Source organism: Kitasatospora sp. NPDC050543, from assembly GCF_044457565.1.
Classification (GTDB): domain Bacteria; phylum Actinomycetota; class Actinomycetes; order Streptomycetales; family Streptomycetaceae; genus Kitasatospora.
This window is the reverse complement of the sequence record NZ_JBITGZ010000003.1, coordinates 95448-115275: the sequence shown is the minus strand read 5'-3', so window position 1 is coordinate 115275 and position 19828 is coordinate 95448. Positions and strand designations below refer to the sequence as shown.

The window sequence follows — 19828 nt, the reverse complement described above, 5'->3', positions numbered from 1 at the left end:
GGGAGATCAGGGCTCAGAGCCCGGGGCCGCGGGCCGCGGGCTCAGGAGTCGACCGGGAACACCCTGCGCACGACCCGCTCGGCGGCCCCGCCGTCGTCCCAGGGGCAGAACCGCTCGCGGAACTTCGCCCGCGCGCCCGGCTCGGGATCGCCCGCGAGCAGTGCCTGCGCCAGCCCCTCGGCGTCCACCGTGACCGCGCCCGGCGGCTGGGCGAACAGGTCGAAGTAGACGCCGCGCACCCGCTGGTACTGCTCCCAGTCCGGGGCGAAGATCACCACCGGCCGGTCCAGTACCGCGTAGTCGAACATCATCGACGAGTAGTCCGTCACCAGGGCGTCCGCCGCCAGGTAGAGGTCCTCCACCGTCGGATGGCCGGAGACGTCCACGATCTGCGCGGCCTCGCCGCCCACCGCCAGCTCGCCGGGCCCGCCGGTGTGGAAGTAGTGGGTTCGCACCAGCAGCGTGAAGCCCGGACCGAGCCGCTTCGCCAGCTCCCGTACGTCCAGCAGCGGCACGTACGTACCCTGGCTCTCGCGGTGCGTGGGCGCGTAGAGCACCGCCGTGCGCCCCTCGGGCAGGCCGAACCGCTCGCGCATCGCGGCCACCTCGGCGGGCGTCGCGTTGGCCAGCCGGTCGTTGCGCGGGTAGCCGCTCTCCAGCATCTCGTACCGGCCCGGGAAGGCCCGGGCGAAGTGCTCGCTGGTGTGCGGGTTGGAGGAGACCAGGAAGTCCCAGCGGGCGACGGCCTCGCGCAGCCGCTCAAAGTCCATCCCGTCGGCGGCGACCGGGTGGTCCCGCAGGTCCATCCCCATCATCTTCACCGGCGTACCGTGCTGGGTCTGCACGTGCACCGTGCCGGGCCGCTTCACCATGGTGTGCGGGAAGTTGACGTTGTTGACGAAGTACTTGGCGGTCGCCATCGCCTTCAGATACGCGGGCGTGTTGACGATCACGTACGGCACCCCGGCGGGCAGCGCGGCCGCCTGCGCCCTGGTCTCCACCACCCACACGCCCCGGATCCGCGGCGCCAGCTCCTTGGCCCGCTCGTAGATCGCCGCCGGGTTGCAGGCGTAACCCCGGTGCCAGTAGGCCGCGTAGACGGCCAGGTGCTCGTCCAGCGGCAGCCGGCGGAAGGCGTTGTACGCGGTGAACCGCGCGCTGCCGCGCACCCCGCGCCGCACCGCCGGGGCGATCGACCGGGCCCCGCGCTTCAGTTCGCGCGGCAGCCTGCCGGCGCGGCGCAGCTCCGCGTACGCGATCCGCGAGCCCCGGGCGGCCAGCCGGTACTGGACGCCGCGCAGTCCGCCGGGGAAGCGGTAGCCGGCCGGGCGGTGACGGGCGAAGTGGTCGGTGATCCGCTGGAAGAAGTCCCGGCGCAGGTCCGGCGGGACGAGCCCCGGGGTGTCGTAGACGGTCAGCGCCTGCTTGACCGTGCGGTCGAACACCAGGGTGCGCAGCGCGTCGGGGATGCTCCGGTCGCCCCGGTCCATGAAGGCGAAGATGGCGTCGTACTGCGCGAAGGCGTCCGCGTGCTTGGGCGAGGCCGTGCTGGTGATGGCGCCGGCCCGGCCGCGGCGGTAGAAGTAGCACGGCCGGTCGAGGTAGCGCAGGCGCCCGGCGGCGAGCAGCGCGGGGTAGGTGACGGCGATGTCCTCGTAGAAGCCGCGTCCGAAGCGGACTTCGAGACCGAGCAGGAAGTCGCGCCGGAACACCTTGTTCCAGACCGACATCACGCTCTGGAACAGCGCGGGGTACTCGGCGAGGGTGCAGCCCTGGACCAGTGGCGATCCGGTCAGCAGGTGGCGCCAGGGGTTGGGCTCGGTGGCGCCGTCGGGGTAGACGTGGGTGAAGTCGGTGAGCAGCACGTCGGCCGGGGCGGCGGCCCGCCGTTCGCGCTCCAGCTCGGCGGTGATCGCGTCCAGGGTGCCGTCAGGCAGCCAGTCGTCGCTGTCCACGAACCAGACGTACTCGCCGCGCGCCTCGGCCAGACCCGCCTCGCGGGCGCCGCCGAGGCCCTGGTTCTCGGCCAGGTGCAGGACGCGCAGGCGCGGGTCGCGGGCGGCGTACTCGTCCAGGATCTCGCCGCAACGGTCCGGGGAGCGGTCGTCGACGGCGATCAGCTCGATCCGCGCGGCCGGCCCCGGCCCTGCCGCCGATCCTGCTCCTGTCGCCTGCCCGGTTCCTGCTGCCTGCCCCGCCCGGCCCGTCTGCTCGCCCGGTCGGCGCTGTCCGCCGGCCTGGGCGGGCGCGGCGTCACCGGGGCCCGGGGCGCCGAGGATCGAGTCGAGGCAGCGCGGCAGGAAGCGCTCCACCCCGTGGACTGGCAGCACAATGCTGAGGAGGACTGTCACGCTCGTTGGCTCCGCGCTCGGCGAGTTGGGCCTGGCCTGCCGGCCGGCCACGGATTGCTGGGCGAGGCGTGCGGGCGGGTCCGCGCCGGCCGCCCGGCCAGCACACTCTACCGAGTACGGGGGAGCCACCGTGCCGGGGGAGTGGGTGATCGCGGAGGGGTGGCGGAGTGACGGACGCCGCGCGCGGTCAGGGCGGGCCGTCCGGTGGGTGACCGCCGGTGCCGCGCCCCGTGCGAGGGGCGGCACCGGCAGTCGGCGGTGGTGCGGCCGACCCTCAGCGGCCGACCACCAATCCGTACACCGCATCGAGCCGGGCCGCCGCAGCGTCGGGGCGGCCGAGCAGTGACTCACTGCGGGTGTCGGAGGTTCCTTCACCTGTCGAACTCATTCGACGGCCAGGAGCGCCTGGTCGGGGACATCTCCTGTCAGAAGAGATATTGCTTGTAGGTTACGCCGCCGTCAATCCCTCGAATGTGTTCACTTTCCGAACTGATGGTCGGAAGCATTGCCCTGGATGGCGACGACTCCTATATTGACGCCAAGTCTCATAAGGATCGGCAGGCCTTCCCCGGGAGCGCCCGTGAGCCAGCTTCCTCCCCGGCTTTCTCCCCCGTACAGACCCGTCAGCCCGCTGCTCAAGCTCCTGATGCTCGGGCCGCTCGCCCTGGGCGCCGGCTACACCTTCCTCATCCTCACCCTGCTCCCCGGCCGGACCGGCGACTTCTTCGCCTGGCGGATGTCACCGGCCACCGCCGGCCTGCTCGGCGCCGCGTACGGCGGCAGCTGCGCCATGCTCACGCTCGCGCTGCGCGCACGGGAGTGGGTCAACGTGCGGGTCGCGGTGGCCGCCGCCTCGCTCTTCATGATGCTGATGCTCGGCGCCACCCTGCTGGGCCGCGGCACCCTGCACCTGACCTCCGGCACCCTGCCGGCCGTCCTCGCCGCCTGGGGCTGGCTCGCCGTCCACGTCAGCTCCCCCTTCCTCGGCATGGCGGCGCTCGGCGCCCAGTGGCGGACCAGGGGCACCTTCCCGCGCCGGCCTCCGCGCCTGCCCTGGTGGGTCGCCGCACCGATGGCCGGCAACGGCGCCGTGCTCACCGCCGCCGGTCTGGCCCTGTACGCCGCCCCCGGCCCGGCCGCCCGGCACTGGCCCTGGCGGGTGGGCGAGCTGGACGTACGGGTGATCGGCGCCTGGGGCCTGGTCTTCGGAGCCGCACTGCTGCTCAGCCGGCGGGAGGCCGAGCTGCGCCGGGTCCGCGGCGGAATGGCGGCGCTGGTCTGCACCGGCCTCCTGGGCCTGGCCGGACTGCTCCGCCACGCGGACCGCATCGCCTGGGGTTCGCCCGGCGCCTGGCTGGTCGTGCTGGCCCTGCTCACCTTCACCGGGCTGGGCCTCTGCGGCGCCGGCCTCTCCTGGCTGTTCGATCCGCCCGGACTCCGGGCCGGCCGGGCGGCCCCGGTCGCGCGCCCGGCGCGCGCCGGCTGAGCCGGGCGCTGGCGCGGACCCCCTTCTGTCTGCGACGGCTTGTGAAGCTCGTGCACCATCCCGATGCCTGAACGTGACCAGGGCCTCCCGCCCCTGGTGAGGCGTCAGTTGTCGTCGCACGATACGGTGGCAGAACACCAGGACGGTTGCGCGAAGGCCGTCTGTCACGGATAGTCTTCGCCTCACGGCCCTGGCGCCTCGTAGGGGTGGGAAACTGATGGAACACATGCAAGCGCGGACTCGGCCTCGTGTGCCGGCGATCCAATGCGGCGTCGGCGCGACCGGCCGCCGGATCGACCGTCACCTGGCTGTGCTCGGCGCGCCCGCACTCTCGGCGGTCGACACCGCCGAGGCGCTCGGGCTGATAAGGGAGCTGACGCCACGTGGCGTCGGCACCCCGACCGCGCGGCGCCGAACCGCGCGGGTGTCACTGCTGGCACCGCTGCGCCGACTGCGGCGCAGCCTCTTCGGCGGACGCGGCTAGGGCCTACCTGCCCTGGCCCGCGCCCACCGGCACCACCGGCCCGGAGGACCGAAGCGTCCACCGGGTCTTTGGCGTGCCCGGACTCCTGCCCGCGCGGCCGTTACGAGCTGCTCCGGCGGGACCACCCGGGCGGCCCGCCAAAGCCCGCCGGGGTGATCCTGCCGTGCGCCCCTTGTGGCGCCCGGGGGTGGCGGGGCCGAGTGGGCGCCGCGCCGCGGGTGCGTGAGGATGGCGGCATGGCGGACAACTTCCACTCCAGCACCTTCCAGATCACCACCGGTACCCGCGAGGTGGCCCTCGACATCACCGACCGCTGCGCGGAGTTCCTGAACGAGGCGGCCGCCGGCCGTGACGGCCTGCTCAACGTCTTCGTGCCGCACGCCACCGCCGGCATCGCCGTCCTGGAGACCGGCGCCGGCAGCGACGAGGACCTGCTCGCCATCCTGCGCGACCTCCTCCCGGCGGACGACCGCTGGCAGCACCGCCACGGCAGTCCCGGCCACGGCCGCGACCACGTGCTGCCGGGCCTCGTCGCCCCGCACGCCACGCTGCCGGTGATCGGCGGCCAACTCGCGCTCGGGGTGTGGCAGTCGGTGGTGCTGGTCGACACCAACGGTGACAACCTGCGGCGTACGGTCCGGCTCTCGTTCCTCGGCTGAGCCGGGCGCCGGCGGCGGGTGGCGGGTGGCGACGGGGGCGCACGGAGCGCGCAGCGCGGTGGTCAGCCCCTCGCCGCGGCCGCCACCGCGGTGAGGTAGCGCTCGATCGCCAGGTGTTGCAGCAACAGCGCCACCGGGCGTCCCAGTCGGGCGTACCAGGCGGCCAGCCGGGAGAACGCGGCCACCTCGAACCAGACCTCACCGGCCTCGTCCATGCTCACCACGAACGCCTCCTCGCCCTGCTCGGGGTGCCCGGGCAGGGTCCCGTAGGCGAAGCCGATCCGGTTGTCCTCCTCCACCGTCCAGATCACCCGGCACGGGATCACCATCCGGGGCCGGCGCAGTCCGGGCAGGGCCAGGCGCAGCAGCACGGTCGCGCCCGGCTCGGCCGGCGCGTACGGGTACACCGCGAAGCCGGTACCGAGCTGGCTGCCCCAGGCCAGCACATGGCGCCCGGCCCGCTCCAGCACGTCCCGGCCGTGGCCCAGATGCACCCGGCGGCGCAGGTGCGCGTACCCCGGCGGCAGCGCGGCCAGCCGGCTCGCGCCGACCTCCGGATAGCTGGGGGAGGTGGCACGGGCGGCCTGCAGGCGGCGGCGGAGGTCGGAGGGCATGCGGGCCACCGTAGCCTGAGGCGGCTTGCGGCCCGACGGCGGTCCGGAGTAGGAAGGCGCCATGAGCGATGACACCCCGCAGAGCTGCTCCGCGGCCCCGGTCGGCGCGGAACGGGCGCTGACCCACGACCCGGAGCTGACCGGCGCCCGTGCCGACTGTGTCCTGTGCGGCGAGCCCACCGAGCTCCCCGCCGACCACCCCGGCAGCACCCTCTGCCCGGTCTGCACATGGCAGCAGGCCCAGCGCATCGCCTGCTCCGGCTGACACCGCGCGCCCGTCAGGCGTCCTCGCGGCCGGCCAGGGCGAGGGTGGAGCCGTGGCGGCCCTTGCGGACCAGGAGCTGGGCGGGGATGCGGCTGCGCAGGTCGGCGACGTGGCTGACGATCCCCACGGCGCGGTCGCGTTCGCGCAGGCCGTCGAGTACGTCCATGACCTCCTCCAGCGCGTGCTCGTCCAGCGTGCCGAAGCCCTCGTCGATGAAGAGGGTGTCCAGCGGCATACCGCCGGCCTCGTCCGTCACCACGTCCGCCAGGCCCAGGGCCAGCGCCAGTGAGGCGAAGAAGCTCTCACCGCCGGAGAGCGTGGCGGTGTCCCGCTCGGTGCCCGTCCAGGCGTCCACCACGCGCAGCGACAGGCCGGAGCGCTTGCCGCCGGCCGTCCGGTCGTCGCTGTGGACGAGGGTGTACCGGCCGCCCGACATCCGGACCAGCCGGTCGCTGGCCGCCGCCGCGACCTGCTCCAGCCGGGCCGCCAGGACGTACGACTCCAGGCGCATCCGCAGCCGGTTCTCGGCCGAGGTGCCGGCGGCCAGCGCCGCCAGCCGGTTGACCCGGGAGTACTTCTCCAGGGCCGGGGCCAGCGAGGCCGCGAGCTCGGCCAGCTGCCGGCCGATCGCGGTCAGGTCGGTGCAGCGCTCCCGGGCGGCGTGCTGGGCGGCCGCGGCGCGGCGCAGTCGGTCGGTGGCGGCCCGCAGGCAGGCCTCGGCCGCGGCCGGATCGGCGGGCGGCCGCGCCGCCGCCGACACCAGTTCGTCCTGGGCGAGCAGCTCCTCCACGGCGGCCAGCTCGGTGCGGTGGCGCTCCAGACGCCCCTGAAGCTCGGCGCGCGCGGGGGCCGGCAGCAGGACGGCGGCCGCCTGCTGGGGGGTGGCGAAGCCGGCTGCTGCGGCGGCCCTGGCCAGCTCGGCGTCGGCGTCCTTGAGCCGGACGGCGGCCTCGGCGCCGGCCCGGGTGGCGCCCAGCAGTGCGGCCACCCGGTCGGCCAGCCGGCCGAGCGTGGCCGCCCGGTCCGCCACCGACGGGGCGTCGCCCCTGGCCGCCGCGACCCGCTGGGTGAGGTCCTGTTGTTCGGCGTGCAGCGCCTGGAGCCTGGCGGTGAGCGCCGCGGCCCGTTCGCCGGCCTCGCGCAGCCGGGACTGCCGGGTGCTCTGCTCGTGCGTCAGGTGTTCGATTCGCCGGGTGGCGGAGCCGAGGGCGTCGGCCGTGCGAAGCGCCGTGCGGTGCTCCTGTTCCAGGGCCGTCAGTGCTTCGGCGAGCGCCTCGGCGGTCGCGGAGCCGGCGGCTCCGGCGGCGGCGGCCTCCTGCACCTGGAGGCCGGTCAGCGTCTGCTCGGCCGATGCGAGCGTCTGCTCGGCCGCCGCCTGTGCGGCGCGCGCCCGCTCCTCGTCCTGCGCGCCGACCTGACCGCCGGCCGGCTCGGCCGGCGCCGGGTGCTCGGGCGAGCCGCAGACCCGGCAGGCCTCGCCATCGCGCAGCGCGGCCGCCAGCTCGGCGGCCATCCCGGAGAGCCGGCGTTCCCGCAGGTCCTGGGTGTGCTCGCGGGCGTCCAGCGCGCGGGTGCGCAGCGTGAGCAGCTGCGGCCGGGCCCGGTCGATCTCCTCGCGCAGCCCGTCCCGGCGCCGGGCGGCCGCCAGCCGCTCGGTGACCTCGGCGCGGCGGGTGTCCAGCTGCTCCACCTTGGCCCCGGCGGCGCGTGCGGTGGCCTGCTCCTCCTGGAGCACGGCCAGCCGGGCGTCGAAGTCGACCAGCCAGTCCCCGGCCTCCTCGGCCAGCTCCTCGGCCCGGCGGCGCTCGGCGTCGGCGCTCGCCTGCTCGCGGCCGAGGGCGGCGCAGCGCTGCTCGTCCGCCCCGGCGGCCTCCAGCCGCACCACCTCGGCCCGCAGCCGCAGCTCGGCCGCTGCCAGCTCCTCGGCCCCGGCCCGGGCGAGCACGGCGCCGCTGTCGGGTGCGGATGCGGGTGAGGCTGCCTCCGGCGCGCTCGCGCCCGCCCCCGTGGTCCGCGGGCCCGGCCCGCGGGTGTCGGACCGGGCGAGGGCTTCGCGGTGGCGGCGCTCCTCGTGCTCGGCGGCCGTGTACGCCTCGGCAGCCGCGTCGCGCAGCCGTAGCACCGACTCGACGCCGAGCGCCGCCTGCGCCGCCGCCAGCCGCCGGCGGTCCGCCCCCAGCGCGGCCTCCGCCTCCGCGAGCCGGGCCGCCCTGAGCACCGCCTCCCGGTGGCGGCGCTGACGCTCCGCCAGCTCCCCGGCGGAGGACAGCCGCTGCTGCGCCCGTCGGTGGGCCAGCTCCGCGCCCGAGAGCGCGGCGTCGGCGATGGTGAGCTGCTCGGCCGCGCCGCTGCGCAGGATCGCCGCCCAGCCGAGCACGCCCGCGGTGAGGTCGGCCGGGACGCTCGCCGAGTCGTCCTCCGCCGGCAGCCACCCGGCGGCGGGCTCCGCCGCCGGGCCGGCGGCCTGCTCCGCCTTGCTCGCCAGGGCCCGCAGCTGCCGTCGGCCGGCCTGGACGGCGGCCTCCTGGGCCCTGCGCCGCTCGGCGAGCCAGCCCTCCACCTGCCCGAACCGCTGGGTGTCGAACAGCCGACCGAGCAGCTTGGCGCGCTCGACGGCGTCCGCGCGCAGGAAGCGCGCGAAGTCGCCCTGCGGCAGCAGCACCACCTGGCAGAACTGCTCGCGGCTCATCCCGATCAGCCGGTGGATCTCCTCGCCGGCCTCCTGGTGCGAGCGGCTGCCGGCCCGCCAGCCGGGAGTGCCGTCGCCGGTGTCGGCGACCCACTCGCGCAGCAGTGTCTGCGCCTTCTCGGTCGTCCAGCCGTCGCCGCGCTTCTTCGGCCGTTGCTGCTCGGGGATCCGGGTGATCTCCAGCCGTCGCCCGCCGAGGGTGAGCTCCAGCCGGACCTCGGTGAGCAGCAGCGGATCGGCGTGGTCGCTGCGCAGCCGGTTGGCGCGCCGGGTGCCCGGCACCTCGCCGTAGAGGGCGAAGCAGACGGCGTCCAGCACGCTGCTCTTGCCGGCGCCCGTCGCCCCGCGCAGCAGGAAGAGCCCGCCGGTGGAGAGCGCGTCGAAGTCGACCCGCTCGGCGGCGGCGAACGGCCCGAACGCGGTGACGGTCAGCTGGTGCAGTCTCATCGGGGCGGCTCCTGCCGGCGGTGGACGGCGGCACGGACTGCCGGGTGGGCGGTGCGCGGGTGGGCGGTGCGAGGGTGGGTGGCGGGCCGGCCGGCGGTGCGGAGAAGGACGGTCCTGCGGTAGCTCACGTCGGCAGCTCCGCCCTGCGGTCGGTCGCCTGGCGGACGCTCTCGAAGCCCTCGCGCAGCCAGTGCAGCTCCGCGTCGTCCGCCGCCGCGCCGGGGCGTACGTGCCGGACGAAGCTCTCGGCGATCTCCAGGTCGGTGCGGCCGGCGACCCGGGCCGCGTACGAGTGCTGCGGCTCCGACTCCACCTCGTCGGGTTCGAACAGCAGCTGCAGGGTGTGCGGGAAGCGCCGGCGCAGCCGCTCCATCGGCTCGGCGGGCCGGCCGGGATCGGTCAGCGTGACCTGCACCCAGGACTGCTCGTGCAGCTCGTGGGCCGGATCCCCCAGCAGCTGCTCCAGCCGCCCCTTCAGGCGGGCGAGCGGCCGCGGCACGGGGCAGTCGATCCGCTCGGCGGCCACCGAGCCGTCCGCCGCCAGGTCGAGCAGCCACATGGACTTGCGGTGGTGCACCTCGGAGAAGGAGTACGCCAGCGGGGAGCCGCTGTAGCGCAGGTGCGGGGCGAGCGTCTGACATCCGTGCAGGTGGCCGAGCGCGGCGTAGTGCACGCCGTCGAAGGCCGAGGCGGGCACGGCGGCGACCCCGCCGACCGCGATGTCCCGCTCGCTGTCGCTGGGCGTGCCGCCGGTCACGAAGGCGTGCGCCAGCACGACCGCCCGGGTGCCGGCCGGCCGCTGCGCCAGGTCCGCCCTGACCCGGTCCATCGCCGCGCCGAGCACCGCCGCGTGGCCGCCCCGCTCCAGGCCGAAGCGCTCGCGCACCAGGGCGGGCTCCAGGTAGGGCAGCCCGTACACGGCGACGGCGCCGTGCTCGTCGGCCAGCAGGACGGGCTCGGCGCAGCCGGCCGGATCCGTCCGCAGATGGATGCCGGCCCGGCCGATCAGGCCCGCGCCCACGCCCAGCCGGCGGGCCGAGTCGTGATTGCCGCTGATGAAGACGGTGGGGACGCCGAGGCGGGCCAGCCGGTGCAGGACGTCGTCGAACAGTGCGACGGCCTCCAAGCCGGGCAGCGCGCGGTCGTACACGTCGCCGGCGACCAGTACGGCGTCCACCCGTTCGTCCCGGACCACCTCGACCATGTGGTCCAGGAAGGCGCGCTGGGCGTCGTGCAGGCTCTCGCGGTGGAAGGAGCGGCCGAGGTGCCAGTCAGAGGTGTGCAGAAGCCTCACCGCACCGCCCTCACCTGCGTACTTGCCACGTCCGCTCCCTCCAGATCGGTACCCCGCCGGCATCGGGACCACCGGCGGCACCGAGTATCACAGCTGCCACTGACAACACCTGGTCCGCGGCGGCATCCAGCCTCTCATCCGGGCGGGGGCGCCCGGGCCGGATCCGGCAGCACCGACGGAGCCCGCGAGGCCGGGCCGGCCGTCGCGGAGAGTGGATTGTCGGTGACGCTGTGTATGTTCTCGACTGCCGGCCACCCGGGTCCCCGGGTGGCCGTCCGAGAGCACAGGGAGGGCCCATGTCCCAGCCCGATCAGTACCGCTTCTTCGTCGATCCCACCGTCACGCGCCCGCCCGGGGCCGCGGCCTGCTCGCACCCCGCCGCCGCCGGGCGGCATTCGGCGGGTGCCACGCCGCCCAGGGGCGCCAAGCCGCGCGGGGGCGGCAGCAGTGGGCCCGGCCGGGCCGGCGGCTCAGGCCCGGGCGCCGGCTCCGGGGGTGGGGGCTGGGCCAGGGCCGGGCGGGGGCGCTCGCGCGGCGGGCCGCCGCCGCAGCCGGTGGCGCTGGCGCTGGCCGCCGATCACCGCGACTTCGCCTGCCTCAGCCGCTACGGGCTGTTCGGTGCGGTCAGCTTCGAGGGGTACCTGCGGCGGACGGAACGCCAACTCAGGGCGCTCTGCGCGCAGGGTCTGGAGGTGCATCTGCGGATCCTCGAACCGGCGGACTTCGAGGACTTCTGCGAGGAGTCCGGCCTCGAACCCGGGGATCCGGCGGCCCGGGTCGCCTACGCGGCCGATCCGGACCTGGCGGGCGAGCCCTTCGTCTATGCGGGGGAGCGGCTCGGTGAGCTCCTGCCCGTGCTGGTCGAGGACCACCGGGCGCGGGTGCGGATCTCGATCGGCTGCTCGGCACTGCTCACGGCGCTGGAGCGGGGGCGGCGGCCCGAGACGCGACTCGCGGCGGTGCTGCAGTACGTCGCCCGGCTCTACCTGGCGCTGGCGGCGGGCGCGGGGGAGGGCTGCCACCTGCTGACGCTGCGCTCGTACGGCCCGGAGGACGGGGAGCAGCTGACGGCGGCGGTGGAGGTCTGCGTCGAGGGCGGGCGACTGTTCGCCGGCGGGCGGGACGCCGAGGCCTTCTGCGTCACCCTGGCCGCCGGGGTGGCCGCCCGAGGGTCGGGGGTGATGCTCCTGCACAGCCTCACGGTGCCGGGCCGGCCCCCGCAGGTGCGGGGCTGGGGGTTGGCCCAGGGGCGGCCGACCCAGCTCGCGGTGCCCGAGGTGCTCGCCGCGCTGGCGGACGACGCGGCGCTGGGGCTCGGCGGCCCGGCGGAGGTCGAGGCGCGAACGGGCTTCCCGCTCCCCGAGCTGCCCGAGGAGGTGGCGGAGGGCGACGGGTAGCGCCGCCGCCGGATGGCCTGCCGCCCGCGGGCCATCCGGCGGCCGACCATCCGGCCCACCGGTGCGGCCCCCGGGGCGCCGGGGTGCTCCGGTGCGTGGGGGAGCGGAGTGGCCCGGGTACACCCGATGGCAGGGTGGTGGTCGCGCCACGCGGCGCCGGGGCTGTTCATCGACCGCCTGTTCGGGGAAGATTCGGGAAGATCAACAGTCGGATCGGAGGTGGCCCCACCCTGCCGGTCCACAGCCGAGGCGGTCGGCCGGCGAGCGCCGGAGCCGGCCAGGAGACCGGAGAGGGGGGACGGGTGAGCAGTATCGAGTACAGCGCGGAGATCGCCGAGCTGCTCGGCCGAGTGCGTCGGCGTCCCACCGCCGGGTGGCCGTGGCGGCCGGGGGAGTTGGTCCCACCGGGGCTGCCGGTCAAGCAGTCCTGGGGCTGGCTGTTCGCGCCGGACGGGCGGGTGCTCACGCTGGTGAACCCCAGGGACGGCGTCGTCAGCCTGCCGGGCGGGTCGCTGGAGCCCGAGGACGCGGGTGATCCGGGCCTGGCGCTGGCCCGCGAGGCGGGCGAGGAGGCCCAGGCGCTGATCGCCGCGCCGCAGTACCTCGGGTACCTCTACGACCGGGTGGGTTCCGCCAACGGCGGGCACGAGTGCGCGCGGGTGCGGATGGCGGCGGCGCTGCGGGCGGTCGGGCCGACGGCGCCGGACCCGGCCTCCGGCCGGCACTACCGCCGGCTGCTGGTCGCGCCCGGTCTGGCGGTGGAGCTGCTCGGCTGGGGCACGCCGGGGCTGCACCAGGCCCGTGCGGCGGTGGCCGCCGCGGCCCTTCGGTTCGGTGTTCCGGCCGCCGCCAATGAGACCATCGAGGAGCTGCCGGTCGACGGCTGCGTGGTCTTCCCCGGCTGGAGTTGAAGAGAGCGATGACCGAGCAGGCGCAGGGTCAGCAGACCGCGGCTGTCATCCAGGGGCAGGTCCGGGCGCAGACGCAGACAGAGGAGCAGCCGCAGCCAAAGGCGCCGGTGCAGGCGCAGCGCCGGGCGAGCTCGCTCTTCCACCATGTCGAGCTCTGGGTGGACGACCTCGCGCTGGCCGAGGCGCAGTGGGGGCCGGTCCTGCTGGCGCTGGGCTGCGCGCCGTTCCAGCACTGGACGGCCGGCCGCAGCTGGCGGCTGGGCGACTCGTACCTGGTGCTGGAGCAGTCGCCCGCCCTGCTCCCGGGTGGGCACGAGCGGCTGCGCGCCGGGCTCAACCACCTTGCGGTGCACGGTTCCCGTCCGGCGGTGGCCGCGGCACTTGAGGCGGGCTGGGTGCTGCGGGTGGACACCGGCGAGGCCGTCCACCTGATCGATGGTCAGGGCTTCGAGTTGGAGCTCGTCTGCGGCCCCCGACCAGCGTGGCAGTTCCCCCTTGTGTGACCCAACACCGGCTCTCCGTAAAGGAGTTAACCCATCCTTGGGGAGAGTGACCGTCAATATCTTTGGCATGAGCGCTTCTCACGTCGATTACCGGCTGGTATCACGTATGTGACCCACATCACTCCCGTGGAGGTCTCATGCGCTCTACCCGTGCCGTGTTTGTCGCCCTGATGGCGATATGTGTCAGCCTCACCACCTTCTTCGCCGCCTCGTCGGCCAGTGCCGCGACCGTCCGGTACGCCGCGCTCGGTGACTCGTACTCCTCCGGCGTCGGCGCCGGCAGCTACACCAGCGAGAGCGGCGGTTGCAAGCGCAGCACGAACGCGTACCCGTACCTCTGGAAGAACGCCCACGCACCCTCGGCCTTCGCCTTCGTGGCCTGCTCGGGTGCGAGAACCGGCGATGTGATCAACAATCAGCTCTCCGTGCTGGACGCGGGCACCACCCTCGTCAGCATCAGCATCGGCGGCAACGACGCGGGCTTCGCCAGCACCATGCAGACCTGCGTGCTCGACTCCGACAGTGCCTGCCTCAACGCGGTCGCCTCCGCGAAGAGCTACGCCACCAGCACCCTCCCCGGCCTGCTGGACAACGTCTACTCGCAGATCCGCGCCAAGGCGCCCAACGCGCGCGTGGTGGTGCTGGGCTACCCGCACCTGTACAAGATCGGCGGCAGCTGCATCTTCGGGATCGGGGACGCCAAGCGCAGCGCCATCAACAGCGCGGCGGACGTGCTGGACGACGTGATCGCCAAGCGGGCGGCGAACGCGGGCTTCAGCTTCGGTGATGTCCGAGGAGCGTTCACCGGCCACGAGATCTGTGCGAGCGGCACGGTCTGGCTGAACAGCACCACCTGGCCGATCGACGAGAGCTACCACCCCAGGGCCGCCGGTCAGTCGGGCGGCTACCTGCAGGTCTTCTCCGCGCAGGTCTGACCCACCGTGAGCAGGTCGGCCCCCGGAGCCGGTACGACTCCGGGGGCCGACCTGCCGTCGGTGCAGGTAGTAGGTGAGCCTTGCCGGGGTGGGGAGAGAGCAGGGGAAGCGGAGAACAAGGAGCGGCGCCCCGACCGCCCTTGCAGTCGCCCGCGCCGCGCCGCTAAGCCGTGTACAGCTCCTCGATGTCGGCCGCGTAGCGCTCCGCGATCGCCGCCCTGCGCAGCTTCAGTGAGGGCGTCATCAGCCCCTGCTCAAGGCTGAACTCCCGGGGCAGCAGCCGGAACGCCCGGATCGACTCCGCCCGGGAGACGGCGGTGTTGGCGGCCGCCACGGCCCGCTGGATCTCGGTGTGCAGGTCCTCGTCGGTCAGCACGCCCCACTCGTCCGGCTGCTCCCGGCCCCGGGTCTTGAGCCAGTGCGCCAGGGCGGCCTCGTCCAGGGTGATCAGCGCGGCCACGTATGGTCGGTCGTCGCCGACCACCAGGCACTGCGAGACCAGCGGATGGGCCTGGACCCGTGCCTCCAGGGCGGCGGGCGCGAGGTTCTTGCCGCTGCTGGTGACGATCAGGTCCTTCTTGCGGCCGGTGATGGTCAGGTAGCCGTCCTCGTCGAGGCTGCCGAGGTCCCCGGTGCCGAACCACTCGCCGTACAGCGCCTCCGCGGTGCAGCGCGGGTGGTTGAGGTAGCCGCCGAAGACCATCCCGCCGCGTACCCACACCTCGCCGTCGTCGGCGATCGCCACCGAGGCGCCGGGCAGTGGGCGGCCGACCGTGCCGAACTTGGCCCGGCCCGGTGGGTTGGCGGTGACCGCGGCGGAGGTCTCGGTCAGCCCGTACCCCTCGTAGACGGTCAGCCCGGCACCGGCGAAGAACAGCCCCAGCTCGCGGCTGAGTGTGGAGCCGCCGCACATCACGTTGCGCACCCGCCCGCCGAGCACGTCCCGCAGCCGCTGGTAGACCACCCGGTCGTACGCCCGGTGGCGCAGCCGGAGCTTGGGGCCGGGCCCCGGCCCGAGGTCCAGCGCCCGCTGCTCGCGCGCCGCGGCCCAGTCCACCGCCACCTGCCGGGCCTGCTCGAACAGCTCCTGCCGGCCCGCCTGCTCGGCGGCCCGCCGGGCCTGCTGGAAGATCTTCTCGAAGATGTACGGCACGGCGTGCAGGAAGGTCGGCCGGTAGGACGCCAGCGCGGGCAGCAGGGACTCGGTGGCGAGCTCGGGCAGGTGGCCGATCCGGAAGCCGCCGCGCAGCGCCGCGATCTGCACCATCCGCCCGTACACGTGCGCCATCGGCAGGAAGAGCAGGGTGGAGGGGGTCTCCCCGCCGGAGTCGTGGAAGACGTCGTGCCAGCCGCCGAGCAGCGCGTCGGCCTCGGCGGCCAGATTGCCGTGGGTGAGCAGGCAGCCCTTGGGCCGTCCGGTGGTGCCGGAGGTGTAGATCACGGTGGCGATGCTGTCGGCGGTGACCCCGAGGCGCTGACGGTGCACCAGGGAGTCCGGCACGCCCCGGCCGTCCTCGGTGATCACACTCACGCAGTCCCGGTCGAGCTGCCAGATGCCGGCCAGGTCGGGCAGCGCGTCGCAGACCGCGCCGACCGTCATGGCGTGGTCCTCGTTCTCCACCATGCAGGCGACCGCCTGGGTCTCGGCGAGGATCCAGCGCACCTGCTCGGCGGAGGAGGTCGGGTAGATCGGCACCGGGATCGCACCGACCGACCAGAGTGCGTAGTCGAACAGGGTCCACTCGTAGCGGGTCCTGGACATCAGGCCCACCCGGTCGCCGTACCGCACGCCCCGCGTGAGCAGGCCTTTGGCCAGCGCCATCACCTCGTCCCGGAAGGCGCCCGCCGTGACGTCCCGCCACGGTGCGCAGCCGTCGGCGCGGCGGGCCAGCTGGACGAGCCCGGGGGAGCGCTCGGCGGTGTCGTAGAGCGAGTCGGCCAACCCGCCGCCGGCCGGCTCGGACACGGCAGGGCTGCTGACCTCGCGCACGTTGCCCCCATCCCCGTTTGCGGCTGTGCCTGCCGGGGCCCGTTCGGGCCTCCGGTGGGGCGGCGCTGAAGGTCGGGCAGGTGGGAGCGAAGGTATCGGATTGCACCGTCACTGCCCAGGCTTGTGACCGTGGTGGGACGAGATCGGCACGTGCCATCACAGAACCGGTACAGATATCGTCCGGATCCGCTGCGGCGGTCAGGTTTCGGATATGTTCGGGCCTTCGAACGAATGGTCAGGGTGTAGTAGGTTCTTGCAGATCCCGCGGCCGGTCCCCTCCGGCAGCCCTCAGCCCTCAGCCCTCAGCCGTCCCGACCCGTCCCGACCGATCCCTGTCCACGCCTGGCACATCCCGACCGAGGACTCCATGCGTCTGCGCAGCAGCTCGATCCGCGCGAAGATCATCGCGCTGCTCATGGTGCCCATCGTCGCGCTCACGGCCCTGTGGGCGTACGCCACCCTGGCCACCGCCGGCGACGTCTGGACCCAGCTGAAGGTCACCAGCACGTACCAGTCCTTCGGCACGCCCGTCGACCAGTACGCGCGCGACCTGCAGACCGAGCGCCGCGCCGCCGTGCTCAGGCTCGCCGACCCGGGCTCGCGCGCCGCCGCCGACGCCCTCCAGCGGGCCCAGGACATCACCGACCGGGACGCCCAGGCGCTGCGCCAGAAGAACGGCGGCCGGGGCGGCGGGCTGGACGCCAACCAGCAGGCCAAGTTCCAGGACGTGCTGACGGCCGCCGACCAGCTCAAGGGCCTGCGCAGCCAGATCGGACGCTCCGCGCTGGGCTGGGACTACGCGATCCGTCAGTACGGCGACGTGCTCAAGCCCACCTTCGCCTTCCGCTCGGCCTTCGTCTCCCGCCAGAGCGGCCAGCTGCCCCGCCAGGGCACCATCCTGATCGAGCTGGCGCGCGCCCGCGAGTACCTCTCGCAGGAGGACGCCGCGATGGAGGGCCTGCGCTCCTCCGTGGGGCGCGTCACCCCCGACCAGTACCAGATCGCGCTCGACTCGATGCACAACCAGCAGGCGTTGTTCACCGTGTACGTCGGCGAGCTGGAGCCGGGCGACCAGACCGACTACCTCGCCCTGCGCGCCAGCGACAACTGGATCGCGCTGGAGCGCGCGGAGCGCGACTTCAACGAGGCGGGCGGCTACGACAAGGTCGCCGCGGTGATGCGCGGGGACGCCTGGTCGGAGGCCTCCGGGCACGTGCTGGAGGACCTCGGCGCGATCAACACCCGGCTGGCCGCGGGCATCGGCGCCCGCGCCAAGTCCTACGCGGTCGGGTTGCTCTGGCGCGGCGGCATCGCCGGTGCGATCGGTCTGGTCGCGGTGGTCCTGTCGGTCATGATCTCCTTCCGGATCGGCCGGGCCCTGGCCCGCGAGCTGATAGGTCTGCGCAACGCCGCCGAGGAGCTCGCCACCACCCGGCTGCCCTCGGTGATGCTCAGGCTGCGCCGTGGCGAGTCGGTGGACATCGCGGCCGAGGCGCCGGAGCTCCACTTCGGACCGGCCGAGGTCGGCCAGGTCGGCCGGGCGATCAACGCGGTGCAGCGCGCCGCCGTCGAGGCCGCCGTCGAGCAGGCGGAACTGCGGCGCGGTGTCTCGGCCGTGTTCGTGAACCTGGCCCGCCGCAGCCAGGTGCTGCTGCACCGCCAGCTCACCCTGCTGGACACCATGGAGCGGCGCACCGAGGACCCGGCGGAGCTGGAGGACCTCTTCAAGATCGACCACCTCACCACCCGGATGCGCCGCCACGCCGAGGGCCTGATCATCCTCTCCGGCGGTTCGCCGGGCCGCGCCTGGCGCAAGCCGGTGCGGATGGTCGACGTGGTGCGGGCCGCCGTCGGTGAGGTGGAGGACTACGCCCGGGTGATCGTCCGGCCCTTCCCCGGCACCGGGCTGCTCGGCAGCGCGGTCGCGGACGTCACCCACCTGATCGCCGAGCTGGTCGAGAACGCCGCGGTGTTCTCCCCGCCGCAGACCCAGGTCACCGTCCAGGGCGAGGTGGTGGCGCACGGCTTCGCGCTGGAGATCGACGACCGGGGCCTGGGACTGAGCGGGCAGGTGCTCGCGGACATCAACCAGCGGCTCGCGGAGGAGCAGGAGTTCGACCTCGCCGACACCGACCGGCTGGGCCTGTTCGTGGTCAGCCGGCTCGCCCGTCGGCACGGCATCCGGGTGCACCTGCGGCCCTCGCCGTACGGGGGCACCTCGGCCGTCGTACTGATCCCGCGCGAGCTGCTCGCCGAGGCGCCCGACCTGCTGGGCGAGAAGCCCGCCGGCCAGGCCCCGGCCCGACCAGCCCCCGCGGCAGGGGGACGGCGGGGGCAGCGCGAGCTTGTGGCGGTGCCCTCGCTCGGCGAGGGCGGGGCGCACCGGCACGGCGGCGAGGGGACGGCGCCGGACGAGGACCAGCCGGTCCGCCCCGGGCCGCGCGTCAGCGGCGGGCCGCGACCCGCGATGGTCGAGCCGGCCAAGGCGCCCGGTGGGCTGCCCCGCCGGCGGGCGGCCGGGTCCGGGCCGATGCTCGTACCGGCGCCGGCGGTGGCGGTCGCCAAGGGTCAGGCCGGCGCCGGTGCCTCCGGTGCTGGCTCCACCGGTGGCGCCGACGGGCCGGCCGCTGACGGTGCCTCCGGCGAGGCCCCGGCGACGCCCGGCAGGGGCCGACACCGCCGGGCCGGGGAGCCGGCCGACGGGGCTGTCGACGTCGCGGGCTCCGGCGCTACCGCCGAGCCGGCCGTCGACAGCCCCGAGGCCGCCGCCGCGCCCGCCGCCGCGGTGCCCCACGCCGGCGCGCCCGCCGTGGTGCCGCTGCTCGCCGTCCCGGCTGCCGGCGCAGCCGCTGCACCGGCCGCCGGACTGCTGCCGCGGCGGGTCCGCCAGGCCAACCTGGCGCCCCAGCTCAAGGAGCAGCGGCTCAGGGAGCGCGCCGCGCGGGAGGCCGGCGCGGCCGAGCAGGCCGCCGATCCCGTGCGCGAGCGTTCGCCCGAGGAGGCCAGGGCCACCTTCACGTCCTTCCAGCGCGGCTTCACCCGCGGCCGCGGAGCCCGTCCCGGTTCGCTGACCGCGGTGCGGGGTACGGCAGCGGACGCCGCGTCGGGCAAGGGATCGGGCGCCGGGTCGGGCGGTACGGGCGCCGAGCGGCCCGGAGCCGCCGCCCCGGCCGTGCCCCGCCCGCTGCTGTTCGACCTCTCGGCGCCGACCCGCCGGGCCCTCACCTCGGCGCCGGTGCCACCCGCGCTGACCGCCGCGCCCGGTGCGCCCGGTAGGTTCGAACCGTCGGCATCATCCGCATCACCTGCATCACCCGAAGCAAGCGCAGCAACCGCAGCTCCAGCACCACCCGCTCCAGCGGAAGGAACAGATTCATGACCACTACGACGCAGCCGTCCGGAGACCTCAACTGGCTCCTGGACGACCTCGTGGGACGGGTCGCGGCCCTGAGGCATGCGGTGATCCTCTCCGGCGACGGCCTCGCCACCGGGGCCTCCAGCGGCCTCGGCCGCGAGGACGCCGAGCACCTGGCCGCCGTGGCGGCCGGCTTCCACAGCCTCGCCAAGGGCGCCGGCCGGCACTTCGAGGTCGGCGGGGTCCGGCAGACGATGGTCGAGCTGGACGAGGCATTCCTCTTCATCACCGCGGCCGGTGACGGCAGCTGCCTGGCCGTGCTCAGCGAGGCCGAGGCCGACATCGGCCTGATCGCGTACGAGATGGCGCTGCTGGTCAAGCGGGTCGGCGAGCACCTGGCGGCGGAGCCACGGACGGTGCCCGCGACGTCGCCGGGGAGATGAGCGAG

Annotated in this window: 15 protein-coding genes; 10 read left to right on the top strand and 5 right to left on the bottom strand. The window is 74.8% G+C overall.

Translation table 11 applies throughout. The annotated features are described in order from the left end of the window. Positions 1-41: 41 nt before the first annotated feature. Positions 42-2351 (bottom strand): CDP-glycerol glycerophosphotransferase family protein, encoded by a 2310-nt coding sequence (locus ACIBH3_RS04895; RefSeq protein ID WP_396310452.1) that lies wholly within the window; start codon positions 2349-2351, stop codon positions 42-44. Positions 2352-2931: 580 nt separating this feature from the next. On the opposite strand from ACIBH3_RS04895, the gene ACIBH3_RS04890 reads away from it, so the two are divergent. The 3 genes from ACIBH3_RS04890 (at position 2932) to ACIBH3_RS04880 (ending at position 4980) form a co-directional block, all read left to right on the top strand. Then, positions 2932-3837 carry a hypothetical protein gene (locus ACIBH3_RS04890; protein WP_396310451.1) on the top strand — a complete coding sequence of 302 codons (906 nt, stop codon included), beginning with the start codon at positions 2932-2934 and terminating at the stop codon, positions 3835-3837. Positions 3838-4054: 217 nt separating this feature from the next. Next, positions 4055-4321 (top strand): hypothetical protein, encoded by a 267-nt coding sequence (locus ACIBH3_RS04885; RefSeq protein ID WP_396310450.1) that lies wholly within the window; start codon positions 4055-4057, stop codon positions 4319-4321. A 236-nt stretch (positions 4322-4557) separates the two neighbouring features. Beyond that, the gene (locus tag ACIBH3_RS04880; RefSeq protein ID WP_396310449.1) at positions 4558-4980 is read left to right on the top strand and encodes a YjbQ family protein; all 423 of its coding nucleotides are present in this window, start codon (positions 4558-4560) and stop codon (positions 4978-4980) included. Between the two features lie 62 nt (positions 4981-5042). Here the strand turns inward: ACIBH3_RS04880 and ACIBH3_RS04875 are convergent, their stop codons facing one another. Further along, entirely contained in the window at positions 5043-5594 is a 552-nt protein-coding gene (locus ACIBH3_RS04875; RefSeq protein ID WP_396310448.1) for a DUF1990 family protein, read from the bottom strand. A 61-nt stretch (positions 5595-5655) separates the two neighbouring features. On the opposite strand from ACIBH3_RS04875, the gene ACIBH3_RS04870 reads away from it, so the two are divergent. After that, positions 5656-5859: a hypothetical protein gene (locus ACIBH3_RS04870; protein WP_396310447.1), complete on the top strand. Its 204-nt coding sequence runs from the start codon at positions 5656-5658 to the stop codon at positions 5857-5859. Positions 5860-5872: 13 nt separating this feature from the next. On the opposite strand, the gene ACIBH3_RS04865 is transcribed toward ACIBH3_RS04870, so the two are convergent. Then, entirely contained in the window at positions 5873-8995 is a 3123-nt protein-coding gene (locus ACIBH3_RS04865) for an AAA family ATPase (protein ID WP_396310446.1), read from the bottom strand. A 124-nt stretch (positions 8996-9119) separates the two neighbouring features. Then, positions 9120-10289, bottom strand: coding sequence for an exonuclease SbcCD subunit D (locus tag ACIBH3_RS04860; protein WP_396310445.1), 1170 nt, complete (start codon positions 10287-10289; stop codon positions 9120-9122). A 296-nt stretch (positions 10290-10585) separates the two neighbouring features. On the opposite strand from ACIBH3_RS04860, the gene ACIBH3_RS04855 reads away from it, so the two are divergent. The 4 genes from ACIBH3_RS04855 to ACIBH3_RS04840 all read left to right on the top strand — a co-directional run bounded on the left by ACIBH3_RS04855 (position 10586) and on the right by ACIBH3_RS04840 (position 14035). After that, complete coding sequence (locus ACIBH3_RS04855) at positions 10586-11686, top strand: hypothetical protein (RefSeq protein WP_396310444.1); 1101 nt, start codon at positions 10586-10588, stop codon at positions 11684-11686. A gap of 302 nt (positions 11687-11988) precedes the next feature. Continuing rightward, on the top strand, positions 11989-12597 hold the full coding sequence (locus ACIBH3_RS04850; protein ID WP_396310443.1) for a hypothetical protein: 609 nt from the start codon (positions 11989-11991) through the stop codon (positions 12595-12597). An 8-nt stretch (positions 12598-12605) separates the two neighbouring features. Then, complete coding sequence (locus ACIBH3_RS04845; RefSeq protein ID WP_396310442.1) at positions 12606-13100, top strand: glyoxalase; 495 nt, start codon at positions 12606-12608, stop codon at positions 13098-13100. A gap of 137 nt (positions 13101-13237) precedes the next feature. Continuing rightward, a complete protein-coding gene (locus tag ACIBH3_RS04840; protein ID WP_396310441.1) occupies positions 13238-14035 on the top strand; it encodes an SGNH/GDSL hydrolase family protein in 798 nt (265 codons plus the stop codon). 163 nt (positions 14036-14198) lie between these two features. On the opposite strand, the gene ACIBH3_RS04835 is transcribed toward ACIBH3_RS04840, so the two are convergent. Then, positions 14199-16025 (bottom strand): AMP-dependent synthetase/ligase, encoded by a 1827-nt coding sequence (locus ACIBH3_RS04835; RefSeq protein WP_396310440.1) that lies wholly within the window; start codon positions 16023-16025, stop codon positions 14199-14201. Positions 16026-16392: 367 nt separating this feature from the next. Here ACIBH3_RS04835 and ACIBH3_RS04830 point away from each other — a divergent pair, with 367 nt between their 5' ends. Together ACIBH3_RS04830 and ACIBH3_RS04825 are read left to right on the top strand one after the other, a co-directional pair. Further along, entirely contained in the window at positions 16393-19404 is a 3012-nt protein-coding gene (locus ACIBH3_RS04830; RefSeq protein WP_396310439.1) for a nitrate- and nitrite sensing domain-containing protein, read from the top strand. Beyond that, positions 19401-19823 (top strand): roadblock/LC7 domain-containing protein, encoded by a 423-nt coding sequence (locus tag ACIBH3_RS04825; RefSeq protein ID WP_396310438.1) that lies wholly within the window; start codon positions 19401-19403, stop codon positions 19821-19823. Before ACIBH3_RS04830 ends, ACIBH3_RS04825 begins: the two co-directional genes overlap by 4 nt. The last annotated feature ends 5 nt before the right edge of the window (positions 19824-19828 follow it).

Bases quoted from the DNA above. Each gene is read 5' to 3' on its own strand.
- ACIBH3_RS04845 (WP_396310442.1), top strand. From the start codon at position 12,606: ATGACCGAGCAGGCGCAGGGTCAGCAGACCGCGGCTGTCATCCAGGGG.
- ACIBH3_RS04885 (WP_396310450.1), top strand. From the start codon at position 4,055: ATGGAACACATGCAAGCGCGGACTCGGCCTCGTGTGCCGGCGATCCAA.
- ACIBH3_RS04865 (WP_396310446.1), bottom strand. From the start codon at position 8,995: ATGAGACTGCACCAGCTGACCGTCACCGCGTTCGGGCCGTTCGCCGCC.
- ACIBH3_RS04825 (WP_396310438.1), top strand. From the start codon at position 19,401: ATGACCACTACGACGCAGCCGTCCGGAGACCTCAACTGGCTCCTGGAC.
- ACIBH3_RS04855 (WP_396310444.1), top strand. From the start codon at position 10,586: ATGTCCCAGCCCGATCAGTACCGCTTCTTCGTCGATCCCACCGTCACG.
- ACIBH3_RS04875 (WP_396310448.1), bottom strand. From the start codon at position 5,594: ATGCCCTCCGACCTCCGCCGCCGCCTGCAGGCCGCCCGTGCCACCTCC.
- ACIBH3_RS04840 (WP_396310441.1), top strand. From the start codon at position 13,238: ATGCGCTCTACCCGTGCCGTGTTTGTCGCCCTGATGGCGATATGTGTC.
- ACIBH3_RS04880 (WP_396310449.1), top strand. From the start codon at position 4,558: ATGGCGGACAACTTCCACTCCAGCACCTTCCAGATCACCACCGGTACC.
- ACIBH3_RS04870 (WP_396310447.1), top strand. From the start codon at position 5,656: ATGAGCGATGACACCCCGCAGAGCTGCTCCGCGGCCCCGGTCGGCGCG.
- ACIBH3_RS04830 (WP_396310439.1), top strand. From the start codon at position 16,393: ATGCGTCTGCGCAGCAGCTCGATCCGCGCGAAGATCATCGCGCTGCTC.